The organism is Peribacillus sp. SRI_006, assembly GCF_057586375.1.
In genome coordinates this window covers 87,148-109,625 of sequence record NZ_JBYCZT010000006.1, presented here as the reverse complement: position 1 = coordinate 109,625, position 22,478 = coordinate 87,148, and the positions used below count along the sequence as shown (strand labels likewise).

Below are 22,478 nucleotides of genomic sequence, written 5' to 3'. Positions count from 1 at the left end.
AAAAGAGCTGCCCCTGTAATCAGGGCAGCTCTTTTTCAATGGCAGGGATCACCGGGGTTTCTTTAAATCATCCTGGACACTCCGATCCCACATTTTTACGCCAGTATGATAAGCCGAGCGCATGATTAAATGTCCGGCAACAGGACTGGTCATGAAGATGAAGATGATCGCGAGCACAACCCGGAAATCGAAATGGCTATGTTTATAATAAAAATATAACAAGGTGCCGATCAGGATGAACATGATTCCAAGTGTCGAGCTTTTTGAGGCAGCGTGATTTCTTGTATAGACGTCGGGCAGCCGGATGATGCCGAAAGCCGAGACTAAAAAGAGAAAGACTCCCATTAATAGAAATAGGGCCGATAGGATTTCAACGATTGCGGTCATCTTCGATTATCTCCCCTTTCTCAAGGAATTTGGCGAAAGCGACCGTTCCGATGAAAGATAGGATTCCGAGCAGAAGAATGGCTTCCAGATATGCGCTTGTATCCATGACAATGGAGGCAAGTGCAACGATTGCGATAAGATTGATTCCCATTGCATCGAGTGCGATGACCCGATCCGGCACGGAAGGCCCTTTGATTAAACGGTATAAGAATCCAATCATGGAAAGCGAAACACCGAGCAACGCGATTTTAAGCATTAGATCGAACATTATTTGCCTACCTCCATAATCGCTTTTTCAAATGTATTTTTAATGCTGTCCACAGCCTCTTCCTTGTCGGCAATATCCATCGCGTGGATATAAAGAATCCGATTATCTTCCGAAACTTCAACGACAAGTGTTCCTGGTGTAAGTGTAATTAAATTCGATAGTATCGTAATTTCCCAATCCTTGGTCAGCACGGTTTCAAATGCGAATATGCCAGGTTTCATATCCAGACTTGGTTTAAGCACGGCCTTAAGGACGCTTATGTTGGAAAGTATGAGTTCCCTTGCGAATATGAGCAGCAATAGAACGACGGCATTCACCCGTTTCAAATAAAAGCGATCATTGAAAAAATGACGGAAGACGAACATGATGCCGAGCCCCAATATATATCCGATGATAAAAGTGCTCCCGTTAAACTCATTTTTCAAAAACATCCAGATAAACGCAAGGAACACATTCAGTAAAATTTGGAATGACATCAGGCACTACTCCTTTAAAACCGCTTTGTTATAGATTTCGGGATTCATTAATGAATCTACAGCTTGTGTAATGTATGGGTAAACCGATTCTGTCCCTATTCCGAATAAAACGGAAATGATGACGAGGAGGACTGCAGGAACCAGCATTTTATTGACCTTTCCATTAGCTAAAGCATAATCAGCTTTCGGAGTTCCCCAAAAGCCATTCATGAATATTTTCATGACGGAATAGAGGACCATCAAGCTTGAAATTAAGACAACGGCCATTCCCAAGTAGGCTCCTTTTTCTGCAGCTCCCTGAAGAATAAGGAGCTTGCCGGCAAAACCGCTGAACGGCGGGATTCCCGCCAATGATATGGCCGCTATGAAGAAGGTCCATGCAACGGTCGGGTATTGCTTGATCAAGCCGCCCATGTCCCGTAAATCATCCGATCCGCTGATTTTGATCATGATGCCTACCAGCAGGAAGAGTGCAGCCTTAATCAGCATGTCATGAATGATATATAGAATGGAACCTGATAAGGCCTGTTCGTTCATGACGGAGATGCCGAATAGAATAACCCCGACGGCGATGATGATATTGTAAATGATGATTTTTTTTACATCCCAATAAGCTATCGCACCAATGACACCGATGATGATGGTCAAGATTGCCAGTATCGCCAGGAATGTATGGGTGAAATCCTGGTCATGATAAAACATCAGTGTATAGGTCCGGAAAATGGAATAAATCCCGACCTTTGTCAGCAATGCCCCGAATAGAGCCATCACTGGAATGGGCGGAGCATAATAAGAACCAGGCAGCCATTGGAAAAGCGGGAAAATGGCTCCCTTCAAACCGAAGACGATCAGAAAGCCAATCGCTATCACCGAGATGATTCCAGGCTGGTTGACTTCCGTTATCCTTTGACTGATGTCCGCCATGTTCAATGTTCCTAGAACTGAATAAAGATAAGCCACCATGATGACGAAAAAGGAAGAGGATAGTACATTGACGATGATATACTTCAATGATTCCCTCAGCTGGATTTTCGTACCTCCGAGTACAAGCAGCACGTAGGAAGCCATCAGCATGACTTCAAAGAATACGAATAGATTGAAAAGATCCCCCGTAAGGAAGGCACCGTTTACCCCGATCAGCAAAAATTGGAATACAGGATAGTAATAATGACTTTCCCGTTCTTCCCCTATGGAGTAAAACGAATAAAGCAGTATGGCAAATCCAATGATATTCGTGGTCAGTACGAGCAGCGAAGATAGCATATCTGCGACGATCACGATCCCGAATGGAGCATCCCAGCTGCCGACGCCTAAAGTCAAGATGCCTTGATTATGGACCGTAATCACTAGGTAAAAGGAAATTACAATTCCGATAAGAGAGGAAAAAAGCGATATCCCTCTTTGCAGCTTGATTTTTTTTGCAAAGAATATGAGCAGGATGCCTGTGAAAAGCGGCCATAAAACAGGCATGAAAGTAAGATTATTCATTCGTTTCCGTACCTCTCATTTCTTCCATGTCATCCGTACCGAGTTCCTGGTAGGTCCGATAAGCAAGTACCAGCAGAAATGATGTGACTCCGAAACTGATGACGATCGCCGTTAAGATAAGCGCTTGCGGAAGCGGATCGACATAGGATGCAGCTTCATCACTTAGCAATGGAACGGAACCGCCTTTCAAACCGCCCATCGTCAAAATCAAAAGGTGGGCGCCGTGACTGAGCAGCCCGGTACCGATTATGATTCTTAAAATGCTTTTGGAAAGCATTAAATAGGTCGCACACATAAATAGTATTCCAATGACAATGGCCATTAAAAGTTCCATTATTCACTCTCCCCTATCGTTTGAATAATGGTCATCGTTACACCAACAACCACAAGATAAACACCCAGATCAAAAAGTACCGCAGTATGAAGCGAGATGTGCCCAAGAAGCGGTAAATCAACATATTGATATACATGTGTCATGAGGGGCACCCCGAACACCAGCCCGCCGGCCACGGTCAGGCTTGATATGAACAGGCCTGAACCGATCATTAACTTATAGTCAATCGGCAAAATGCCGGTGACGGTTTTAATGTCGAAAGCGAGCAACAGCAGGACTATGGCGGCTGAAGTCATTAAACCGCCGACAAACCCGCCGCCTGGCGAATAATGCCCGCCTAAAAAGATGGCTACCGCAAACAGCAAGATAACAAAGGCGGCGACTTTCGTAACCGTTTGGAGAATCAGGTCATTTTGCTTCATGATTTATCTTTCCCCCCTGTCAAACGCAATTTGATCATCGCGAATATTCCGAGCGCAGCGATGGAAAGGACAGTGATTTCAAACATCGTATCAAGTCCGCGGAAGTCAACGAGAATGACATTTACGACGTTTTTCCCGCCTGCCTCCTTATAAGCATTTTCAAGATAGTAACTGGATATGGAATCAAACAGTTTATTGCTATGTGCCGATAAGGCGATCAATGTGACGATGACTCCTATACCAATGGATATCATGGCATTATTCAACTTGAACGTCATCCGTTCTTCCTTTCTGCTTGCCATTAACGGGAGGTGGAAGAAACAGAGCAAAAACAGCGATACCGAAATCGTTTCGATGACTAGTTGAGTCAAGGCTAAATCCGGTGCCCGCAGCAAAACGAAAAATAGGGAAATCGTATAACCGACGGCTCCTAAGATGATAATGGAAGTTAAACGGGATCTTGCAAATAGAATGGCGACCGAGCCAATCACGATGATTCCAGCTAATACCAATTCATATATGCCGATCGGGGCAAAATTCCCTGTATCCAATTTAAATGCATCCTTCCAATAGAGCGTAAAGCCCAAGGAAAATATGAAGAAAAGGAAGATTGAAAGCAGATACGTCCGAATCGAACCTGTCATTAATACTTTCATGACGAAGGAAGCTGAACGTTCGAGCCCTCTTACCACGTTATCATACAAAGCATTCAGGGAGATGCGTTCAGGAATCCACTGAGTGACTTTCTGCCACTTCGAAAGCGTTTTGTATAATAGAATTCCAAATGCTATGATGCCGATGGTCATCCATACTTCAGGTTCGAATCCATGCCAGAAGGCGATATGGACTTTGAAATCCGGTCCCGCCAAGCTCGGCTGTATGCCGGCTACAGCAGGTTTAATGATGGATGAAGACAGCAAGTTTGGAAAAATACCGAAAATGATGACCAACGAAGCAAGGATGATCGGGGATATTAGCATCCCGGCCGGTGCCTCGTGGGGCTTCCTTTCCAAAAGTTGTAACTGAAGTTTGCCAGTAAAGGGTTTGAGCACGACAATCATGCTATAAATAAAAGTGAATACACTGGCTACCCATGCAACCACAGGGAACAGGGCCCCCCATGTCTCCATATTGAAGATATCCAATTGCAATACATTCACCATGCTGGCCAGGAACATTTCCTTGCTCAAAAAACCATTGAAGGGCGGAAGTCCAGCCATTGAAAAAGCACCTATCACAGCGACAGTGAAAGTGATCGGCATCAACTGCATCAATCCGCCAAGCTTTCTGATATCACGCGTACCGGTTTCATGATCAATGATGCCTGCAACCATGAATAGGCTCCCTTTAAAGGTCGCATGATTAATCAAGTGGAATACTGCTGCAACCGTGGCTGCCAAGTATATATTTTCCCCCAACGTTTCATAGTGGAGTGCCGCAGCTCCAAGCCCCAAAAGCGACATGATCAATCCGAGCTGACTGATGGTGGAAAAAGCGAGAATCCCCTTCAAATCAGTCTGCTTGATTGCAAAGAATGAGCCCCAGAACAGGGTGATCAATCCGGCGATCGAAACGAGCCAGAACCATAATCCTGATTCTGCAAAAACAGGGCTTAATCGGGCAACCAAATAAATGCCAGCCTTGACCATTGTGGCGGAATGAAGGTAAGCACTGACCGGAGTAGGGGCTTCCATCGCGTCAGGAAGCCAAATATGGAACGGGAACTGTGCGGATTTAGTGAACGCGCCAAGCAGCACAAGCAAAAGTGCAGGAACGAAGAGCGAGTGGTCCATAAGTTCCCCGCTTTGGGCAATCAATTCACGTATGCTGAATGTGTGCCCCATAATGGAAAGGAGAATGATGCCTCCAAGCATGCTTAAGCCTCCAAGTACAGTGATCAGCAGCGATTTCTGCGCCCCGTAACGTGAACGCTCCCTCTCATTCCAATATCCTATCAATAAAAAAGATGATAAACTCGTGAATTCCCAAAACGAATAAAGGACTATTAGATTATCGGAAAGGACGACACCAAGCATCGCCCCCATGAAAAGCAAAAGGAAGACGTAAAATTGGTTAAGCTTTTCTTTCTCCTTCGATAAATAGAAAATTGAATAAAGAACGACGAGTGAACCAATACCTGTAATGAGCAAGGCAAACAAAAGCCCTAGTCCATCGACATAGAAATCAACATCTATTCCGAGAGAAGGAATCCATGTTGCGCTTTCCATAACGATATCCCCTTGTTTGGTCAAGGAAATGAACCTTGAAAAATAGGTGAAAAGGAGAATCGGTAAAATCAATACAAACCAACCTGTATGTATTTGTCGAAATAGTTTGTACAATATTGGTACAATAAGTGCTAATAGAAACGGTGATAATACCGCCCAATGAAGTAAAGACATAAACTCCCCCCTTTTTTTAAAAACGAAGTCAGTCGTCTTATTATGCTTTTTTCACGCAATCCTAGACGTTAGGAAATCTTCGTTGAATATGTATTTTTTTATCGAATGCTTGCCTCGCTTAAAAGTATAACGCAATTTATGAGGGTTTGCATGGCTTTAAAAACGGTGAAGGTCAACTAGAATGATGTTTTATATATAGGTAGAAAAGGAGGGGGAACCGTCCTGAAAAATATATTAAAAAAAGTTTTTCAACGGTGAATGAGCAGAGTATTCATTGTGAAATCGTGGCTTATCTTGCATATTATAGGATAAAAGACACACTTATGGATAAATCATGAAAAATAACTATTTATTTAGCCATTTACCAATCATTGCAATCCTGTTATTCAGCCTCTCCTTTGCCATTTATGGGGAAATGCAATTGCTGCAATAGCTTGCTCCGCTAACGAGCTGATTGATGTCAGCATCCGTTTCTTCTAAATAGGGAGCATAATCAAGAAGCGGCTTAATCGCCGACCCTGGCTGCCTATAACTTTGGTATGCCCGATTGAAAGAATTTTTTTTATAATCTTTTCCCCCAATCAAAGAGACAAGCTCGTGCGTATGATGCTGTATAACCACTAAAGCTCCCTCGATATCATTGACACCGATTTTTGATTGTACAGCAGTCTTTGATTGTGTTTGCAGTTTAGTATCGAGTGCGGTATGGATGGTTACCGGAATTCAAAAGCTTTTTGATCTTTTTATCCAACTCGGCTTCCGCGTTCTTACGTATAGTGACATCAGTGCTTTGCAGAGATTTGTAGAGACCCTCGGAGGATGCCACCAGGTTTTTCGATTCCTGATGAACATATGTCACGTAATCGAGATATAAGTCGACCGGGATGGACAAGTCTAATTTAATCGTACTTTTAATTAAGACTTTCATACTCGGCCTGTTCTAAAGCACCATTGGCAACCATTTGTTCCAGCATTCTCTCCTGACGCTTTTTCGTCGCATCGTAATGTTCAAGGGGATTATAGTATTCCGGATTATTAGGGATTGCGGCAAGGAAGGCAAGTTCCGCCTTGGTTAACTCTCCAGCCGGTCTACTGAAATAATATTGGGAAGCAGCTTCGATTCCATAAGCTCCATTACTGAAATAGATGGCATTCAAATAAACTCCATGATTTCCGGTTTTGATTTTTTTTCGCTCTATCTGATAGGCATAAATGAGATCGCTGAGTTTTCGGTTATATGTCCTATCATGTGATAGATAAACATTCCTGGCCAGTTGCTGGGTAATGGTACTGCCGCCTTGTTCGATTGTTTTATTTTGTGAATTGATAAGAAGTGCCCTGCTTATGCCGGAAAGGTCGACTCCTGCATGATCATAAAATTTCTGGTCCTCTGTAAAGATGAACAGACTTTCCAGGAAAAGGGGGATGTCTTCAAGTTTTAAGTAAGTCCGTTTCTCACCAGTGGAAATTTCACTGATGACCTTTCCATTTGCGGCCTTCATGTAACTATCTGAGCCAGTTCTATCGAATCAACAGGAATCCGCTCGTCGAGTACATGATAGGGAGATTGCGCTAAGGACCACTCCTGATGGGAAAGGAAAATGAAAAGGATCAATACGGGAACTAAGAGGGAAATCGTGATATAGCCAAGATACGCGCGCATAGTTCAACTTCCTAACTAATATATTTTTAGTATGTCCTTGGAATGAAGGAATAAAAAAACGGTACTTTTGGTTCATTCATCCATCGTGATCCAAAAAAGGTAGACAATAAAGGGTTTTGGGTAAATTAGGTAATGACGGCGAGCGCGGTATCCGAATGGCAAAGAAATAACTTTCTAAATCTTCTGTTATAATAATCTCGTGAGAAAAAACCATGTTTGTTTATATGTTGATGTCAGGAATATGAAGGGGGTCATAAAAATGGAGGAACAACAGCAATATGTATTCATAGATTTTGAATTTACGATGCCGGAAGGAAAGGCCAATCCAACGGGGTTTTATCCGGAAATCATTGAGGTTGGTTTAGTCACCGTCATTAATGAGACCATTGAGGAACAATTCTCATCTTTTGTTAACCCATTGAAATTTCCAGTTTTAACGGGAAGATGCAAGAAGTTCTTGAACATTACCCAGGATCAGGTGGACCGGGGGATTTCATTTGAAGAGCTGGTTGCGTTATTGAAGAAAATAGATGAACAGCACCCGACGACGATTGTTACTTGGGGAAATATGGACATGAAGGTGCTTCGCCAGAATTGTCAGAAGGCAGGATTGGATTTCCCTTTTTCAGGGAAGGAAAATGATCTATGCCTGGAGTATAAACGCTTTTTCGGGGATCAAAATCAAACCGGACTTTGGAAAGCTGTACAGGCCTATGGCAAAGAAGGGACAGGCAAGCATCATAGGGCGCTGGATGATGCGATTACGACATATAATATCTTTAAGTTAGTGGAGAAAGATAAAAGTTATATGAAAAATCATGAACCGACGACAATTGGCGACCGCATTGATTTATCAAAGGTATTGAATCATTTAGCGTTATAAAAGCCAAATCATATACTACTGATTTGGCTTTTAAGCTTTATTTGAAATAATCCGCCGCTAGATCTTCAAGCAACTGTAAGCTTTTATCATTCCACTCTGTTTGGGCTTCGCTTAAAGTGCCTTTCATTTTATCAACAGCTTCTCTTAAGGATTCCTTATACTCCGGAATCTCCTCATCGAAAGTCCTTACCATATTCTTTGGTACATTGGTTTGTTCCCGGAATGCAAGAGCACGCCGCTGATGGAACATGGACACTTCCGTTTGCTTCGGGTTATGAAGATCTCCCTGCATGGGATGCTTCAAAACAGCCAACACTCTAACAAGATATGCAGCAGGTCTGATATCGGTGACTTCCCCGATGTATTTTCCAGTTTTATATATGGCGGTAACCTTATCGCCGATTTTAAAATCCTGTTCTGACATTTCCCTACCACCTTTCTTTTAACTTCCTTCATGATACATAAGAACAACGATTTTTCACAGCGAATTTGTTCAATTTCGTAAAGATGCTTTTTTTTTGAAAATCGTGTAAAGTGTACAAATGAAGATGAAAAATGGTGTTTCATGCCATTTTATTTTAAAAAGAAAGAGGTTATGTACAATGACAAACTTTCCGCAATTAACAAGTGAAATTTTGGAAAATGAAAAAGCGGTCATCATGCAAACGACGATGGGCGATATTAAAATTAAACTATTCCCTGAACTGGCTCCAAAGACAGTGGAGAATTTCTTGACACATGCTGAAAACGGTTATTACGAAGGAATCATCTTCCACCGTGTCATCAAGGATTTCATGCTTCAAGGCGGAGATCCGACAGGGACTGGAATGGGTGGAGAAAGTATTTGGGGAGCTCCATTTGAGGACGAGTTTTCCATGCAATTATTCAATTTGCGCGGAGCTCTTTCCATGGCTAATGCAGGCCCGGGAACAAACGGCAGCCAATTCTTCGTCGTACAAGCCCAACATGTGGACAGCAGGATGGGTGAGCAAATGAAGCAAGCCGGTTATCCGGAAGAAATCATCAGTGCTTATATGGAACAAGGAGGCACACCTTGGCTGGATCATAAACACTCTGTTTTTGGACAAGTGGTCGAAGGCATGGACGTTGTTGATACGATTGCTAACGTAGAGACAGTTGCGGGAGACAAGCCAGCAGTTGACGTTGTCATTAAAGGGATCACCATTCTATAAATAAAGGCTGTTTTCACATACTTTGTTGCTATTTACCAGGTAGTGAGTTGTGGTTGATTTCCCCTCCAGATGCTCGCTTTCCTTGGTGCGGGCGGTGAGCCTCCTCGGCGTAAACGCCTGTGGGGTCTCACCTATCCCGCTGCTTCCGCAGGAGTCTCGCACTTCCGCTCCAATCAACCTTAAATAGTTTCGTTTTAAAAACAACAATCTTTACGAAGAGCCTAAATAGAAGATAAGCGAGGGGCTCAGTGCCTCTCGTTTTTTATGTTTTAGTGGATTAGGCCCACTAGTGGATTGTTCTGGTAATTGATATAATGAGAGAATGCAGTTTAATTCCCTATCAGGAAGGATGTAACGGATGGACTTTCTCAATCATGCTTTACTAGGTTTGTTTCTTTACTTTCCGGAAGACAAGACTGAATATATCTCGGCTGGTATAACTTGCTTCATTTTTTTAGTGGCGGCCGTTTTTACGATGAGGGCAATTATAAGATATTCAAAGAAGGAAGAATTGAAAACGAAGCAATTCGAAGATGAGGTCACCAGAAGGAACCAGCGTATAAAGGATGATACCATTTCCTGATCCCGGAAGATGCCTGCATCGCGAGCCCCTTTTTTTGATATTGATTATCTGAATATGAATGGTATTATGTTTTGTTAGAAGGTCGTAAAGAATTAAATGTTCCTTTCTCAGCATAAGCATTTTATACTATAAGCATAGAGATAGAAATTTTGGGGGCGTAATTGGTTATGCAAATCGTAGCTAAAAGAATGATTGCGGCAGATACGGTCAAGGATTTTTTCATTCAGCACTGGGAGACGACTCAAGTCGTTTTTTCAAGAGGCTTGTTTCATTATGCGGAACTTGAGGGTGTTGGGGTGATGGACGAGAATGGAAAAATCACAGGGTTGGGAACATACAAATTATCCGACCATGTATGTCAGATCATCTCTTTGAACAGTGAGCATGAAAATCAAGGTGTGGGCTCATCATTGCTTTATGTGATGGAAAATATCGCCAAGGAAAAAAATTGCCATACTATTAAAGCGATTACAACGAACGATAATTTACAGGCGTTGAAGTTTTTTCAAAAGCGTGGTTATGTCATTTCGGAAATCGTTAAAAACGCCGTGGAAGAATCACGGAAAATCAAGCCGGAAATACCATTCTATAGTTTTGATGGAATTCCGATCCGAGACGAGATCATACTGGAGAAATGCTTATAATAAGGTGAAATTCACCTGGATATTGATAGGGGGAATGGTTATGTTTAAGAAAATGGCGGCTGATGCCCTTGGTCTTAGTGATATTGGAAGTGTGATTAGTCCTGCAGATTATGACAAGGTGGATGCAGATGATTATATCATGCATGAAGATGGGGAAAAAATTTATTTCCTGATTAAATCGAAAACCGATGAGTACTGTTTCACGAATCAAGCGTTCATACATTTGGACGGCACAAGTGCGATCAGCAAAAAGCGAACACTTACGAGATATAGCTACAGCCAGTATACGATTTCCAACGCCACGCTTGAAACCGCAGGGACAGTGGATTTGGATGCGGAAATTAAATTTTCGATCGGTGCAAAGACTTTCTCCATTGATGTCCATAAGAAATTCATTGAAGAATTAAAGGACTTGTTCAAATCACTCGTGAAAATATCGGAAATTAGCCATGAGAATGAGTTTGCCCTTCAATATGCCCAGCAAAGCGTAAACCTTGCTTCTTCCACTTTGAACCAGGTTCGAACTGATGGAAGCCAAATGGCGGCAAGTTTCAAGGAAATTAATTCGGCCGCTTTCGAATGGTTGATGGAAAGCCGGAAAAAGTACCATGTGAAAGATTTTGGCTTTGTTTTTGAGAAATATATCAATAATTAAAAAAGAAGGCGAACACAGAACGATGTGTCCGCCTTCTTTTTTAATTATTCAAATCACTCAATCCCGGGCTATGCTCATTTGGCATATCCGGCATTTCAGGGACCGGGAATCCTTTTGGCGGCTCGGTAACAGCAAGGTTTCCGCCATTTCGGCTCGGTGTCTCCCCTTGGAAGATCTGGCTGATCCGTGTTTCATCCATCCTGAAATTGAATTGGGCATTATGGTAGCCTAAATCCACATATTTGCGGCATTCAGGATATTTGTTCAAATCATAATTAGGCACAGGGAAGATTTTTCCCCAGTCGACCCCAAGCGTCTCCAATGCCTTGGCAAATGCATTTTGGTGGGAATTGTCGCGAACCATTAAAAATGCCAGTGTTTCGCGCATTGTTTTATTGGAACTCATTTCATAAATCCTGGACTTTTGCAGGACTCCCGTAGATTCAAGCATGACATTATTCAAAAGGTTCGCCACAAGATTACCATGATCATAAACCCATGATCCGTTCCAAGGGTTGCCGCCAGCATCGACGGGCAGGGATGCTTTCGCACCGATGATGAAATGGTGGGGGTTTGCGCCGCCTTTGATGACTTCATCCAATGGGGCGCCATCGGTACCGGAATCTCCAGGCATATCCCCGCCAGCATCATTCAGCAGCTGATTGATGGTAGATTGGACAAGTTCAACGTGGCTCAGTTCCTCCAAGAAAACTCCGCGAATTAAATCACGATATTGTTTAGCCTTGCCGCGGAAGTTGGCGCTTTGGAAAGAATATTGCATCATCGTCCGCATTTCACCGAATTGCCCTCCAAGCGTTTCCTGGAGCACTTTTGCAGCATTTGGATCAGGCTTATCGGGAACGATCATATTGATTAAGTCTTCCTTATAGAAATACAAATGGAAGCCCTCCTTAAAATGAATATTTCTAAGTTAGCTTCTGTTATCTGAATTAATTTATTCCTAAGGTAAAAAGTACCTTTATGGAATGGCGGGAAGAGAGAAATACTAGAGGGAAGAACGATTTTGAAAGGATGTTGCACATGCTATCCAATCAGCAGCTAAAAGAATTTCAACAGCAATTGCAGCAAACGAAGCAAGAGTTGGAAGAGCGATTAAATGATTCAGGCAACTACGATTTAAGAAGGAGCATGGAGGATTCGACTGGTGAGTTATCGAGTTACGATAATCATCCGGGAGATGAAGGAACCGAGTTATATGAACGGGAAAAGGATTTAGCCCTTTCCGAGCATGATCGGGATGAAATAAGGGATATTGAACGAGCGCTTTCTGCCATCGAGGCAGGTGGGTATGGAAAATGCGAGGTTTGTTCAAAGGAAATACCTCTTGAACGTTTGAAAGCGATCCCTACTACGACTTATTGTGTCGAGCATACCCTCTCACAGGAAACTTCGCACAATCGGCCAGTGGAAGAGGAAGTGCTCGGACCCCCATTTGGGAGGTTTGATTATGATGACCGGCATGAATCGGTTGCGTACGATGCGGAAGATTCTTGGCAGGATGTTGCCAGTTATGGAACATCTGAATCGCCTTCCGATTTCGTAAATCCAAACGATTACGAAGATATGTATGTCGAGTCCGAAGAAAATGTCGGCTATGTCGAAAATTATGAAAATTTCGTTGGTGTGGATATATACGGTAAAGAGGTAACGGTTTATCCGAACTCCCAATATGAAGAATTGAAGGAAGAACTTTTTGAAGAAAATATTCAAACCCCGTTTGGGGATTTGCCCCGATATGAGCATGATCCATATGTGGATGAAGAAAAAGATTGAAAAAGAAGAACCAGGATTTCTAAGCCTGGTTCTTTTTTTAAGTAAAAGCCAATTTCAACCGGTTTAGCCCATCCATCAGGACGCTGCGAGAACAACCGAGATTCATTCGGACGAAACCTTCTCCGCCAGGTCCGTATTTAGAACCAGGCTCCAATGCAAGCTTCCCTTGATGGATCAGTCGATCCTTTATTTCCTTGTCGGTCAATCCAAGGTCACGGCAGTCAATCCATAAAAGATAAGATGCTTCCGGATGCATGACATGCAGTGAAGGGATTTCGGCTGCAATGAATTCCTCAGCCACTTTTATATTCTCCTCAATGTAGCCAATCATGTCTTCAAGCCATTCCAAGCCCTCCCGATACGCGGCTTCCATTGCTGTTAAGGCAAAGATGTTAAGGCCATGGAAGGCCAGTTTCGTTTGCGCCATTTGCAGTTTCTTCTGCAATCTTTCACTACTGGTGATCAGGAAAGAAGCCTGAAGGCCGGCAATATTGAATGTTTTGCTTGGCGCCATCAATGTAACGGTCCTATTCGCTAATTTTCCTGAAAGGGAGCCGATCGGATAATGCTTGGATGTTGTATGGAATAAGTCAGCATGTATCTCATCACTGACGATGACTACATCATATTTTACACATAGCTCCCCGATCCGCAGGAGTTCATCCTTTGTCCAAACGCGTCCGCCAGGGTTATGGGGACTGCAAAAAAGGAATAGTTTCACTCCGCTTTTCAGCTTGTCCTCAAAATCGTTGAAATCAATCTCGAAGCGGTCCTTTTCTATGATAAGGGGACTGTTGACCACTTCCCGGTCATTATTTTTGATCATATCAAAAAATGGGGTATAGACGGGAGATTGTAACAGTATTTTATCGCCCGGGTTCGTGAATGCCTGGATTGTTGTACCGATTGCGGAAACGACGCCGGAGCTGAATGAAATCCACTTCTTATCGATTTGCCAGGAGTGCCGGTCTTTAAGCCAGCTTTGAATTTCAGTGAAAACCGTTTCAGAAGGGACGGTATAGCCGAAAATTGGATGATTCAAGCGTTCCATCAATGCCTTTTGAATGCCCTCAGGAGATGGGAAGTCCATATCGGCAACCCACATTGGCAGAACATCCTCGCGCCCATATAAGGATGTGAGGGAGTTTTTATCCCATTTTGCTGACCCTGAATTTTCCCTGTTGATTTGTTCTTCAAATATTGATTTATTCAAAATATCCACCACCGAATAAAAATTTGTCGTCTTCGCGAAAAGCCTGTTGTTATGATACTATGATATCATGTTCTTTGAAAATATTGAGCAGGTGATAAATTAGATGGATACACAGCAAATGAATTTAGCGTTGGTTGCCGTTTTACAAGAATGGGACCCTTTCAAGATAGGTTGGGATCTATATGAGCCGGAAATTGCAGATACGGTCGTAGCGATCCGGGATATAGATGATCCGAAGGAACTGGCGGAAAAAATAAAATCCATTTACGAGTTCGCATTCGATGAATCCATTCAGATGGAAAAGTGCCTGGACGTTGCACGAAAGCTGCTCATCATAAAAAATGATGCCAGCTGTTCGATATAAAGGTGAAAAAGGTGTACCCGGAAATCAGGGGCACCTTTTTTACGTTGTTTTTTTGCTCTATACCCATAGTTTGTTCAGTTAACTGATGGTTTGTGCAGTATACTCGTGAATTTCAGTGATTTACCCGTGAGTTTCGGCGATTTATTGGTGAATTGTGCTTTTAATCGTGAGTTTGTGCAGTATACTCGTGAGTTTTGGCTATTTACTAGTGAATTACAGCCATTTACTCGTGAGTTTCGCGCATTTACTCGTGAATTTCGCCCATTTACTCGTGAATTTACGTTGGGGTGGCTACTCCAATAAACCCCTTAATTAGTTGATACACTTCTTCAGGTTTCTCCTCTGGAAGAAGGTGACCGGAATCCTCAATGACAACAAGCTCGGAATTAGGCAGGTCTTCATGGAGCCTTTCGCCGATACTCAATGGCACCACTCGATCATGTCTTCCCCAAATAAGCAGGCATGGTGTATGTATATCACTAAGGTCCTCCTTCAGCAAATCGATTTCCTTATCTCGAAGCATCCTTCCCAATGCCCGGAAAATATCATGCTTCTTTATGAATGGCCCTAGATATCCCTGCCGCATTTCATCGTCAATCATCGCCGGGTCATGGACGACATTTTTCAAGTTCTTTTCGATACCTGATTTTTGCAGATACCGTTTTATCCCGTAAGAAAAGAAAGGCAGGTAACTGACCATCTTCATTTTTTCCGAATAGCCGGGCTGATAGCCTGAGCCGGCAAGTAGAATGGCATGGTCGACAAGGTCAGGATATGACTTGATGAGCTGCAGGGAAATCTGCCCGCCCATGGAATGGCCGATGATACTGAATTTCCTGATTCCTTTTCCCTCCAGGAACATAACGACGGATTTAGCGATGTTTCGGAATGAATATGTATATCGATAATCTTTTCCGCTTTGCCCGAATGGCGGGAGGTCTATGGAGATCACATTGTATTCCTTGATTAAATGGGGGGCTAATTTACGGAAACTGAAGCTCGATGACAAAAATCCGTGAAGCAGGACAAGGGTGGGGAGAGAATCATCGATTCGGTCATATTCAAAATAGATTTCGATATTCCCTACCCGTTCGAGACCTTTGATTGTATGACTTTCCATATAAGCTCCTCCTCCGTTATTGTTCCATGATAAAAACCTATGTTACCCTGAATATTCCAAAAAAGGTCCTATAATACTGTTGCATAACAGTAATTGTAATAATAACGATGAAAAAAGACAATTACTATAACAGGTCACCAGCCAATTTTGATATAATAGTGTAAGTTTATCCTGACAGCATAGGACTTATTAAATTATATTGTCATATAGGTTTTTTTAAAAGTCTAATAAGGTAATTCGTGAGACTATCTGCCAGCCAAACCATCACAGCTAAATTAGTGAATTCCAAAAGGGGGGTTTTCCAATGCACTTGAATGAAGAGGAATTGGAAGTCTTGAGAATCATTGAAAATAACAGCCGGATTGATCTGAAGGATTTGGCTAAAATGACCGATCAATCAGATTCGGACATTGAAATAACATTGAAGAAATTGGAAGATATGCGGGTCATTGTACGTTACTTAACAGTCATTAACTGGGCTAAAGTGGATGAATACCATGGTGTCACAGCGATGATCGATGTAAAGGTCACTCCAAAACGCGGCGTCGGTTTCGATGATGTTGCAAAAAGGATTTACAAATTCAAGGAAGTCGAGTCCGTTTATTTAATGTCAGGGGCTTATGATCTTTCAGTCATTGTCGAAGGGCGTTCGATGAACGAAGTGGCAAGCTTCGTTTCGGAAAAACTTTCGACACTGGATTCCGTCATTTCTACGACGACTCACTTCATTATGAAAAAATACAAGCATGATGGCACCATTTTTGATCAAACTGAAGAAGATAAGCGGATAGTGGTGTCACCATGATTAAAACGAGTTATGTTTCAAAAACGATTGCAGAGCTTAAGCCATCGGGCATCCGCCGCTTTTTCGACTTGGCAGCCAATTTGGAAGGGGTCGTCTCGCTTGGTGTAGGTGAACCGGATTTCGTTACATCTTGGGCGGTAAGGGAAGCGGCGATCAACTCCCTGGAGGAAGGATATACCTCATATACGGCCAATGCCGGATTATTTGAATTAAGGTCGGAAATCAGCCGGTATATGGAGAAGCAGTTCCATGTTTCGTATAGACCGGATGATCAAATCATTGTCACGGTCGGAGCAAGCCAGGCCCTCGATATTACCCTGAGGACCATCTTGAATCCAGGTGAAGAAGTCATTGTCGTCGAACCTTGTTTCGTCGCCTATGCACCGCTTGTGACCATGGCAGGGGGAATACCGGTCACGGTCCAAACATCCAAGGAAGAAGACTTTAAGTTGACTCCCCAACAACTCGAAGCGGCGATCACGCCTAAAACGAAGGCCGTTTTAATTTGTTCACCGAATAACCCGACGGGAACCCAGCTTGGGCAGGAAGAATTAGTGATGCTTGCTGACATCGTTAAAAAGCATGACTTGCTGGTGATTTCCGATGAAATCTATGCCGAACTTGCTTATGATGAGGAATTCACTTCTTTTGCTGCCGTTGACGGCATGCTTGAGCGGACGATTGTCATCAATGGGTTTTCGAAAGGGTTTGCGATGACAGGGTGGCGTCTTGGGTTCGTTTGTGCACCTAAGGAAATTTCCGAAGCGATGCTTAAGCTTCACCAATATGCGATGATGTGCGCGCCGACCGTTGCGCAGCATGCTGCATTGGAAGCTTTAAAGAACGGTATGCAGGATGTGGAAGAAATGCGTCGGAGTTATCGGAGAAGACGAAATTATATCGTGAAATCATTTAACGATATGGGGCTGGATTGCCATAATCCCGGCGGGGCTTTTTATGCTTTTCCATCAATCGAGAGAACGGGGATGACTTCGATGGAATTTGCTGAAAAACTTCTGACGGAAGAACTTGTTGCCGTTGTACCGGGAGATGTGTTCGGGGAAAGCGGTGAAGGTCATATCCGCTGTTCTTATGCATCCTCCATGGATCAGCTTCAGGAGGCGCTCAGAAGAATGGAACGTTTCATGAAGAATCATTGCCAATAAAAGCAAAAAAATAGGGATCCGGCCATTAGCAGCCGGATCCCTTTCCATAGGGGGAATTAGAAAAAAGAGTTAATCTAATGGATTAACATAGAAAGTGTTAATCATAGTATATCCAGTACCCAGAAAAAAAATACACATACTACGACCCATTTTTTGAATTAAGCTTGTGTTTTATATAAAGTATGCATAACTTTCAGAATTTTTTCTTCGCTAAAGTCCTTGGCTGTCCTTAGAATGAGCTCAGCTTTTTTGGTTCCGATTTCTTCAATCAATTTTTTTAAGTCCTCGTCGATACCAGCAGCGTTACCGATCTGGGCATCCTTCAGGAATTCTGAAGCCGGAATGTCAAGAACGGTGGAAAGACGTAAAATGGTTTGCGTATCAGGAACGGATTCACCCGATTCATACTTTTCGATTTTCTTTGTGCCGATTCGTAATTTCAAAGCCAGTTCCTGTTGAGTTAGGTTGTGATCTTCTCGGTATTGACGGATATTCTTCGCGATATTTGACATGGTCAGACACTCCTTTTTCAGGAAATATATTTTTATTATGTAATTATTTTACCATATTATTACTTAAGTGGAGGAACGGAATATGTAGGTTTTGTGAAAAAAATGCCGCATCGAGAAATATCGAAACGGCACCTTGAATGTTAAATGAGATTAGTTGACTTAAGGAATACGAGTATGATCATGATCGGCACGATGTAGCGAATCAGGAAGTACCAAAGTTTAAAAAGTGATCGGCCGGGATCAGCGCCAGTTTCGAACTCCTTTTGTACCTGGATCCTTTTCATTTGATAACCGATGAAAAGGGATATGAACAAGGCGCCGACTGGCAGCGCGATATTGCTTGTCAGATAATCAGCTAAATCGAATATGGATAAATTGAAAATCTTCACATCCGAAAGCACCCCAAAGGACAATGCGCTAGGAATCCCAATCAGGAAAACGGTGATACCAGCTATCCAAGAGGCCTTCTTCCGTTTTGCGGAATCCCCCTTGATCATGGCTGCAACGACGATTTCGAGAATGGAGAATGCCGTCGTAAGGGTGGCAAATAATAATAATATGAAGAAAATGAACATGAAGATCCCGCCAAGCGCCATTTCATTGAAGACGGCAGGCAACACGACAAATACCAGTCCAGGCCCGCTTGAAGGACTGAAACCCAGTGCGAAAACAGCCGGGAAGATGACCAAACCTGCCAGCAAGGAAATGAAGATATTCAGTCCAACTACCGAAAAGGCCGATTTTGTAATATCTTCTTTTTTACTTAAATAGGATGCGTAGGTTACCATCACGGAAACACCGACACTTAGTGCAAAGAAGGATTGGCCGAGTGCCAATAGGATCGTTTCCCCTGTTAATGCGGAAAAGTCCGGTTTCAAGAAGAATTTAACACCTTCCATTGCCCCATCCAGAGTTAAGGATCGGATAAGAAGGATGATGAAAAGAATGAACAATGAAGGCATCATATATTTATTAGCCTTTTCAATTCCCTTGGAAACGCCGCCTTGCACGACCCAAATGGTAAAGACCATGAATAATAACTGAGCGATGACCGTTTCATAAGGATTACTGATTATCGTATTGAAGAAGTTCCCATATTCCTCTTGCGTCAAGTTTGAGAGGGAACCTGTAAAGCTCCTTGCTAAATAGGAGATGATCCAGCCTCCAACAACACTGAAGAAGGAAAGAAGGATGATTGAAGCGACGACACCGCCATATCCAATCAATGCCCAAGGCTTTCCAGGGGCGATATGTTTATATGCGCTAATGGCATCTTTCTGTGCATTGCGGCCAATCGTGAATTCCGCTATTAATATCGGTGCCCCGATAAGCAGGGTGAATATAATGAAGAGCAGGAAAAAGACCCCACCGCCATTTTCCCCAGTCATATACGGGAGCTTCCAGATGGCGCCCAATCCAATAGCGGATCCCGCGGCTGCCAGGATGAACCCAAGTTTTGAAGTCCATTGATCTTGTTTTGACATGATGGAAAAACTCCTTTAGATGTAAAGAATATCTAGCTGTATATTATTTTTTTAAAACATTTTCTCATCTTACTATGATTAGGGGCAATTGGATAGGTTTAATATTACAATCTTTAGAAAAATGAGTAAATATCTTAATGGAAATAGGGGTTATTTGCAAATTTTTAGGTTAAGTTATATACAAAGGTCTTATAATATTTATTATTTCCAAAAAACAAACATTTTTAATGAGTAAAATCCCAAAAAGTATGGTATACTTAACTTTGATTATTTTCCAATTATGTGATATAATTTTTTATTGCGTGAAAAGACGAAAAAATATATATAAAATAGGAGTGTTACCATGTCTGAAAAATTCGAAATTGGTGCGGTAGTTGCTGGTAAAGTTACTGGTATTCAACCATACGGTGCATTTGTTGCTTTAGATGAATCAACTCAAGGTTTAGTTCATATTTCTGAAATCACTCACGGCTTCGTTAAAGATATTAACGAACATTTAAAAGTGGGCGATGAAGTGAAAGTTAAAGTTCTTTCCATCGATTCAGCTGCTGGAAAAATCGGCTTATCGATCCGCGCTACAGAAGAAGCTCCTGAGCGTACTGAAGCTCCGAAAAAAGCTCCGAAAAAACGCCAAGCATCTGTTAAAGCGACATCTCACATCGAATCTACTGAAGGTTTCAACACATTGAAAGACAAACTTCAAGAGTGGATTGAACAATCTCAACGCGAAGACTTAATCAAAAAATAATTTTTTAGAACCGGCAGATCCTCGATCAGCCGGTTTTTTTTGTCCTGGTGCCATGAATGAAATAAAGCCGGTCATGTGTTTATCCATGGTCCGGCTTTATTTTATAGAACATAACATTGTTGATGATCAAGATCTCAGCGAGTCGGTTTGGTTTCAGGCTCCCTGGAAATTTCAGGACTTGGTTTAAAGAGAAGACCAAGATTAATGAGACCGGCAATTCCAACCAATCCATAAACGATACGGGCCATTCCAGCATCTTGCCCCCCGAAAATCGAAGCGACCAAGTCAAATTGGAAAAACCCTATTAATCCCCAGTTGATTGCCCCGATTATAGTAAGAACAAGTGCAATTCTTTGTATTCCACTCATTGTACAGCCTCCTTTTTTTGAAAAAATAAGTTCTTTACTTATCATGCATTTTCAGCATGTAAATATACATCCACTCAAAAGTTACGGGCGGATGTTTTGTATTTAAATGGAACATTGGTCATAATGAATAAAAGAAAAACTAGCACTTGGCCCTGTCGTTCATTCGAAAACGGAGTCAATGTGGCATAAAAGGAGAGATACCATTGGAGAATTTCACATATAAAAATCCTACAAAAATAATTTTCGGAAAAGGTCAGCTTGAAAGCTTAAAAACTGAAATTCCCGCCTATGGCGATAGAGTTTTACTTGTATATGGCGGGGGAAGCATAAAGAAAAATGGCTTATATGAAAAAGTGATCAATGCCTTGAAAGAGATCGATGCAGAGGTGCACGAACTTTCCGGAGTTGAACCGAATCCACGCATCTCAACAGTCCGGAAGGGTGTTGACCTTTGTAAAGAACATGGGATCGACTTTGTCCTTGCGGTTGGAGGGGGAAGCGTTATAGACGCTACAAAGGCCATCGTTGCAGGTGCTAAATATGAGGGTGATCCATGGGATCTTGTCATTAAGAAGGCACCAGTCGAAGAGGCCCTTCCATTCGGAACGGTGCTGACTTTGGCTGCAACAGGCTCTGAGGCGAATTCCGGATCTGTCATAACAAACTGGGAAACGAAAGAGAAATATGGATGGGGAAGTCCATTGGTATTTCCGCAATTCTCCATTTTGGATCCTGAAAATACTTTTTCAGTACCAAAAGACCAGACGGTATACGGAATGGTCGATATGATGTCACATGTATTCGAAACGTACTTCCACCCGGAAACGCATGCACCGCTGCAAGATCGTTTTTGTGAATCGCTGTTAACGACGGTGATTGAAACGGCACCTAAACTATTGGAAGACCTGGAGGATTATGAGCATCGGGCCACTATCCTGTATGCCGGAAACCTAGCCTTGAATGGGTCGCTTGGGGTTGGTTACAGCGGTGATTGGGCAACGCATAACATTGAACATGCCGTTTCAGCTGTTTATGACATCCCGCATGCAGGAGGATTGGCCATCTTATTCCCGAATTGGATGAAGCATGTGCTCCATGAAAATGTCGCACGCTTTAAACAAGTTGCAGTCCGTGTTTTCCATGTAGATCCGGAAGGTAAAACGGATGAGGAAGCGGCCCTTGAAGGCATTGAAAGACTTAGGTCATTTTGGAGCAGCTTAGGGGCGCCGACCAATCTTTCGGATTATGGCATCGATGACTCACAATTGGAAGTCATGGCTGATAAAGCGATGAGCAGAGGGGAATTTGGACGATTCAAAGTCCTGAACCGTGAAGATGTCCTTGCCATTTTACGGGCTTCCTTATAAACAAGTGATATGATCCGATCTCCCTCCTTGCCAGGTGGGAGATTGCTTTATATGCATAATTCGTTATTTACTTGATCGATTTCTTGATTATGAGAATTACATCAGATAAAGTGAAAGGGAAACTAAAGAATTCAAGGAG

The 22,478-nt window shown here is 42.6% G+C and carries 29 protein-coding genes; 11 read left to right on the top strand and 18 right to left on the bottom strand.

All coding sequences use genetic code 11. The features are described 5' to 3' along the window. Positions 1-48: 48 nt before the first annotated feature. From mnhG to AC2YHV_RS10150, 11 genes are all read right to left on the bottom strand, one after another. A complete protein-coding gene (gene mnhG / locus AC2YHV_RS10200) occupies positions 49-387 on the bottom strand; it encodes a monovalent cation/H(+) antiporter subunit G (protein ID WP_487373141.1) in 339 nt (112 codons plus the stop codon). Beyond that, positions 371-643, bottom strand: coding sequence for a Na(+)/H(+) antiporter subunit F1 (locus AC2YHV_RS10195; RefSeq protein ID WP_370023645.1), 273 nt, complete (start codon positions 641-643; stop codon positions 371-373). Before AC2YHV_RS10195 ends, mnhG begins: the two co-directional genes overlap by 17 nt. An 11-nt stretch (positions 644-654) precedes the next feature. Then, complete coding sequence (locus AC2YHV_RS10190; protein ID WP_057278036.1) at positions 655-1,131, bottom strand: Na+/H+ antiporter subunit E; 477 nt, start codon at positions 1,129-1,131, stop codon at positions 655-657. A gap of 6 nt (positions 1,132-1,137) precedes the next feature. Further along, positions 1,138-2,619 carry a Na+/H+ antiporter subunit D gene (locus AC2YHV_RS10185; protein WP_328144708.1) on the bottom strand — a complete coding sequence of 494 codons (1,482 nt, stop codon included), beginning with the start codon at positions 2,617-2,619 and terminating at the stop codon, positions 1,138-1,140. Further along, positions 2,612-2,953 carry a Na(+)/H(+) antiporter subunit C gene (locus AC2YHV_RS10180; RefSeq protein ID WP_054398868.1) on the bottom strand — a complete coding sequence of 114 codons (342 nt, stop codon included), beginning with the start codon at positions 2,951-2,953 and terminating at the stop codon, positions 2,612-2,614. Before AC2YHV_RS10180 ends, AC2YHV_RS10185 begins: the two co-directional genes overlap by 8 nt. Next, complete coding sequence (locus AC2YHV_RS10175; RefSeq protein WP_034310256.1) at positions 2,953-3,375, bottom strand: Na(+)/H(+) antiporter subunit B; 423 nt, start codon at positions 3,373-3,375, stop codon at positions 2,953-2,955. Before AC2YHV_RS10175 ends, AC2YHV_RS10180 begins: the two co-directional genes overlap by 1 nt. Beyond that, positions 3,372-5,777: a Na+/H+ antiporter subunit A gene (locus tag AC2YHV_RS10170; RefSeq protein WP_487373140.1), complete on the bottom strand. Its 2,406-nt coding sequence runs from the start codon at positions 5,775-5,777 to the stop codon at positions 3,372-3,374. The genes AC2YHV_RS10175 and AC2YHV_RS10170 overlap by 4 nt, the downstream gene beginning before the upstream one ends. Before the next feature lie 405 nt (positions 5,778-6,182). Beyond that, complete coding sequence (locus tag AC2YHV_RS10165) at positions 6,183-6,398, bottom strand: hypothetical protein (protein WP_487373139.1); 216 nt, start codon at positions 6,396-6,398, stop codon at positions 6,183-6,185. A 67-nt stretch (positions 6,399-6,465) separates the two neighbouring features. Further along, positions 6,466-6,705 carry a hypothetical protein gene (locus AC2YHV_RS10160; protein ID WP_487373138.1) on the bottom strand — a complete coding sequence of 80 codons (240 nt, stop codon included), beginning with the start codon at positions 6,703-6,705 and terminating at the stop codon, positions 6,466-6,468. Beyond that, entirely contained in the window at positions 6,689-7,279 is a 591-nt protein-coding gene (locus AC2YHV_RS10155) for a transglycosylase domain-containing protein (protein WP_487373137.1), read from the bottom strand. Before AC2YHV_RS10155 ends, AC2YHV_RS10160 begins: the two co-directional genes overlap by 17 nt. Beyond that, positions 7,276-7,440, bottom strand: a complete 165-nt coding sequence (locus AC2YHV_RS10150) for a hypothetical protein (RefSeq protein WP_170956511.1) — start codon at positions 7,438-7,440, stop codon at positions 7,276-7,278. The genes AC2YHV_RS10155 and AC2YHV_RS10150 overlap by 4 nt, the downstream gene beginning before the upstream one ends. Before the next feature lie 259 nt (positions 7,441-7,699). Between AC2YHV_RS10150 and kapD the strand changes: the two genes are divergently transcribed. After that, on the top strand, positions 7,700-8,323 hold the full coding sequence (kapD, locus tag AC2YHV_RS10145; protein WP_034310264.1) for a 3'-5' exonuclease KapD: 624 nt from the start codon (positions 7,700-7,702) through the stop codon (positions 8,321-8,323). A gap of 37 nt (positions 8,324-8,360) precedes the next feature. Here the strand turns inward: kapD and kapB are convergent, their stop codons facing one another. Next, entirely contained in the window at positions 8,361-8,747 is a 387-nt protein-coding gene (gene kapB / locus AC2YHV_RS10140) for a kinase-associated lipoprotein KapB (RefSeq protein ID WP_057278031.1), read from the bottom strand. A gap of 178 nt (positions 8,748-8,925) precedes the next feature. Here kapB and AC2YHV_RS10135 point away from each other — a divergent pair, with 178 nt between their 5' ends. The 4 genes from AC2YHV_RS10135 (at position 8,926) to AC2YHV_RS10120 (ending at position 11,398) form a co-directional block, all read left to right on the top strand. Continuing rightward, positions 8,926-9,516 carry a peptidylprolyl isomerase gene (locus AC2YHV_RS10135; protein ID WP_098185566.1) on the top strand — a complete coding sequence of 197 codons (591 nt, stop codon included), beginning with the start codon at positions 8,926-8,928 and terminating at the stop codon, positions 9,514-9,516. A 358-nt stretch (positions 9,517-9,874) separates the two neighbouring features. Then, on the top strand, positions 9,875-10,099 hold the full coding sequence (locus tag AC2YHV_RS10130; protein WP_034310272.1) for a hypothetical protein: 225 nt from the start codon (positions 9,875-9,877) through the stop codon (positions 10,097-10,099). A 167-nt stretch (positions 10,100-10,266) separates the two neighbouring features. Beyond that, the gene (locus AC2YHV_RS10125; RefSeq protein ID WP_034310275.1) at positions 10,267-10,743 is read left to right on the top strand and encodes a GNAT family N-acetyltransferase; all 477 of its coding nucleotides are present in this window, start codon (positions 10,267-10,269) and stop codon (positions 10,741-10,743) included. Positions 10,744-10,783: 40 nt separating this feature from the next. Next, positions 10,784-11,398: a PH domain-containing protein gene (locus tag AC2YHV_RS10120; protein WP_487373136.1), complete on the top strand. Its 615-nt coding sequence runs from the start codon at positions 10,784-10,786 to the stop codon at positions 11,396-11,398. Positions 11,399-11,438: 40 nt separating this feature from the next. On the opposite strand, the gene AC2YHV_RS10115 is transcribed toward AC2YHV_RS10120, so the two are convergent. After that, positions 11,439-12,296, bottom strand: a complete 858-nt coding sequence (locus AC2YHV_RS10115) for a manganese catalase family protein (protein ID WP_487373135.1) — start codon at positions 12,294-12,296, stop codon at positions 11,439-11,441. 143 nt (positions 12,297-12,439) lie between these two features. Here AC2YHV_RS10115 and AC2YHV_RS10110 point away from each other — a divergent pair, with 143 nt between their 5' ends. After that, positions 12,440-13,192 carry a TraR/DksA C4-type zinc finger protein gene (locus tag AC2YHV_RS10110; protein WP_487373134.1) on the top strand — a complete coding sequence of 251 codons (753 nt, stop codon included), beginning with the start codon at positions 12,440-12,442 and terminating at the stop codon, positions 13,190-13,192. A 37-nt stretch (positions 13,193-13,229) separates the two neighbouring features. Here AC2YHV_RS10110 and AC2YHV_RS10105 read toward each other — a convergent pair whose 3' ends face one another. Continuing rightward, complete coding sequence (locus AC2YHV_RS10105) at positions 13,230-14,414, bottom strand: MalY/PatB family protein (protein WP_487373219.1); 1,185 nt, start codon at positions 14,412-14,414, stop codon at positions 13,230-13,232. A 94-nt stretch (positions 14,415-14,508) separates the two neighbouring features. Between AC2YHV_RS10105 and AC2YHV_RS10100 the strand changes: the two genes are divergently transcribed. Continuing rightward, complete coding sequence (locus AC2YHV_RS10100; protein ID WP_048882924.1) at positions 14,509-14,769, top strand: DUF1871 family protein; 261 nt, start codon at positions 14,509-14,511, stop codon at positions 14,767-14,769. A gap of 277 nt (positions 14,770-15,046) precedes the next feature. Here the strand turns inward: AC2YHV_RS10100 and AC2YHV_RS10095 are convergent, their stop codons facing one another. Continuing rightward, complete coding sequence (locus AC2YHV_RS10095; RefSeq protein ID WP_487373133.1) at positions 15,047-15,889, bottom strand: alpha/beta fold hydrolase; 843 nt, start codon at positions 15,887-15,889, stop codon at positions 15,047-15,049. Positions 15,890-16,193: 304 nt separating this feature from the next. Between AC2YHV_RS10095 and AC2YHV_RS10090 the strand changes: the two genes are divergently transcribed. Continuing rightward, positions 16,194-16,694 (top strand): Lrp/AsnC family transcriptional regulator, encoded by a 501-nt coding sequence (locus tag AC2YHV_RS10090; RefSeq protein ID WP_034310292.1) that lies wholly within the window; start codon positions 16,194-16,196, stop codon positions 16,692-16,694. Continuing rightward, the gene (locus tag AC2YHV_RS10085) at positions 16,691-17,860 is read left to right on the top strand and encodes an aminotransferase (protein WP_487373132.1); all 1,170 of its coding nucleotides are present in this window, start codon (positions 16,691-16,693) and stop codon (positions 17,858-17,860) included. Before AC2YHV_RS10090 ends, AC2YHV_RS10085 begins: the two co-directional genes overlap by 4 nt. A gap of 158 nt (positions 17,861-18,018) precedes the next feature. Here AC2YHV_RS10085 and AC2YHV_RS10080 read toward each other — a convergent pair whose 3' ends face one another. Both AC2YHV_RS10080 and AC2YHV_RS10075 read right to left on the bottom strand, forming a co-directional pair. Next, entirely contained in the window at positions 18,019-18,372 is a 354-nt protein-coding gene (locus tag AC2YHV_RS10080) for a helix-turn-helix domain-containing protein (protein ID WP_487373131.1), read from the bottom strand. 140 nt (positions 18,373-18,512) lie between these two features. Continuing rightward, positions 18,513-19,856: a sodium-dependent transporter gene (locus tag AC2YHV_RS10075; protein ID WP_487373130.1), complete on the bottom strand. Its 1,344-nt coding sequence runs from the start codon at positions 19,854-19,856 to the stop codon at positions 18,513-18,515. A 343-nt stretch (positions 19,857-20,199) separates the two neighbouring features. Between AC2YHV_RS10075 and yugI the strand changes: the two genes are divergently transcribed. Continuing rightward, positions 20,200-20,604 (top strand): S1 domain-containing post-transcriptional regulator GSP13, encoded by a 405-nt coding sequence (gene yugI, locus AC2YHV_RS10070; RefSeq protein WP_034310304.1) that lies wholly within the window; start codon positions 20,200-20,202, stop codon positions 20,602-20,604. Positions 20,605-20,738: 134 nt separating this feature from the next. Here the strand turns inward: yugI and AC2YHV_RS10065 are convergent, their stop codons facing one another. Next, the gene (locus tag AC2YHV_RS10065) at positions 20,739-20,972 is read right to left on the bottom strand and encodes a DUF378 domain-containing protein (protein ID WP_034310308.1); all 234 of its coding nucleotides are present in this window, start codon (positions 20,970-20,972) and stop codon (positions 20,739-20,741) included. A 203-nt stretch (positions 20,973-21,175) separates the two neighbouring features. On the opposite strand from AC2YHV_RS10065, the gene AC2YHV_RS10060 reads away from it, so the two are divergent. Then, positions 21,176-22,339, top strand: coding sequence for an iron-containing alcohol dehydrogenase (locus AC2YHV_RS10060; protein WP_487373129.1), 1,164 nt, complete (start codon positions 21,176-21,178; stop codon positions 22,337-22,339). Positions 22,340-22,478: the final 139 nt, after the last annotated feature.

What these genes read in the sequence shown, in the direction of transcription:
- mnhG (WP_487373141.1), bottom strand. Translation starts at nt 387, where the DNA reads ATGACCGCAATCGTTGAAATCCTATCGGCCCTATTTCTATTAATGGGA.
- AC2YHV_RS10195 (WP_370023645.1), bottom strand. Translation starts at nt 643, where the DNA reads ATGCTTAAAATCGCGTTGCTCGGTGTTTCGCTTTCCATGATTGGATTC.
- AC2YHV_RS10190 (WP_057278036.1), bottom strand. Translation starts at nt 1,131, where the DNA reads ATGTCATTCCAAATTTTACTGAATGTGTTCCTTGCGTTTATCTGGATG.
- AC2YHV_RS10185 (WP_328144708.1), bottom strand. Translation starts at nt 2,619, where the DNA reads ATGAATAATCTTACTTTCATGCCTGTTTTATGGCCGCTTTTCACAGGC.
- AC2YHV_RS10180 (WP_054398868.1), bottom strand. Translation starts at nt 2,953, where the DNA reads ATGGAACTTTTAATGGCCATTGTCATTGGAATACTATTTATGTGTGCG.
- AC2YHV_RS10175 (WP_034310256.1), bottom strand. Translation starts at nt 3,375, where the DNA reads ATGAAGCAAAATGACCTGATTCTCCAAACGGTTACGAAAGTCGCCGCC.
- AC2YHV_RS10170 (WP_487373140.1), bottom strand. Translation starts at nt 5,777, where the DNA reads ATGTCTTTACTTCATTGGGCGGTATTATCACCGTTTCTATTAGCACTT.
- AC2YHV_RS10160 (WP_487373138.1), bottom strand. Translation starts at nt 6,705, where the DNA reads ATGAAAGTCTTAATTAAAAGTACGATTAAATTAGACTTGTCCATCCCG.
- AC2YHV_RS10155 (WP_487373137.1), bottom strand. Translation starts at nt 7,279, where the DNA reads ATGAAGGCCGCAAATGGAAAGGTCATCAGTGAAATTTCCACTGGTGAG.
- AC2YHV_RS10150 (WP_170956511.1), bottom strand. Translation starts at nt 7,440, where the DNA reads ATGCGCGCGTATCTTGGCTATATCACGATTTCCCTCTTAGTTCCCGTA.
- kapD (WP_034310264.1), top strand. Translation starts at nt 7,700, where the DNA reads ATGGAGGAACAACAGCAATATGTATTCATAGATTTTGAATTTACGATG.
- kapB (WP_057278031.1), bottom strand. Translation starts at nt 8,747, where the DNA reads ATGTCAGAACAGGATTTTAAAATCGGCGATAAGGTTACCGCCATATAT.
- AC2YHV_RS10135 (WP_098185566.1), top strand. Translation starts at nt 8,926, where the DNA reads ATGACAAACTTTCCGCAATTAACAAGTGAAATTTTGGAAAATGAAAAA.
- AC2YHV_RS10130 (WP_034310272.1), top strand. Translation starts at nt 9,875, where the DNA reads ATGGACTTTCTCAATCATGCTTTACTAGGTTTGTTTCTTTACTTTCCG.
- AC2YHV_RS10125 (WP_034310275.1), top strand. Translation starts at nt 10,267, where the DNA reads ATGCAAATCGTAGCTAAAAGAATGATTGCGGCAGATACGGTCAAGGAT.
- AC2YHV_RS10120 (WP_487373136.1), top strand. Translation starts at nt 10,784, where the DNA reads ATGTTTAAGAAAATGGCGGCTGATGCCCTTGGTCTTAGTGATATTGGA.
- AC2YHV_RS10110 (WP_487373134.1), top strand. Translation starts at nt 12,440, where the DNA reads ATGCTATCCAATCAGCAGCTAAAAGAATTTCAACAGCAATTGCAGCAA.
- AC2YHV_RS10100 (WP_048882924.1), top strand. Translation starts at nt 14,509, where the DNA reads ATGGATACACAGCAAATGAATTTAGCGTTGGTTGCCGTTTTACAAGAA.
- AC2YHV_RS10095 (WP_487373133.1), bottom strand. Translation starts at nt 15,889, where the DNA reads ATGGAAAGTCATACAATCAAAGGTCTCGAACGGGTAGGGAATATCGAA.
- AC2YHV_RS10090 (WP_034310292.1), top strand. Translation starts at nt 16,194, where the DNA reads ATGCACTTGAATGAAGAGGAATTGGAAGTCTTGAGAATCATTGAAAAT.
- AC2YHV_RS10085 (WP_487373132.1), top strand. Translation starts at nt 16,691, where the DNA reads ATGATTAAAACGAGTTATGTTTCAAAAACGATTGCAGAGCTTAAGCCA.
- AC2YHV_RS10080 (WP_487373131.1), bottom strand. Translation starts at nt 18,372, where the DNA reads ATGTCAAATATCGCGAAGAATATCCGTCAATACCGAGAAGATCACAAC.
- AC2YHV_RS10075 (WP_487373130.1), bottom strand. Translation starts at nt 19,856, where the DNA reads ATGTCAAAACAAGATCAATGGACTTCAAAACTTGGGTTCATCCTGGCA.
- yugI (WP_034310304.1), top strand. Translation starts at nt 20,200, where the DNA reads ATGTCTGAAAAATTCGAAATTGGTGCGGTAGTTGCTGGTAAAGTTACT.
- AC2YHV_RS10065 (WP_034310308.1), bottom strand. Translation starts at nt 20,972, where the DNA reads ATGAGTGGAATACAAAGAATTGCACTTGTTCTTACTATAATCGGGGCA.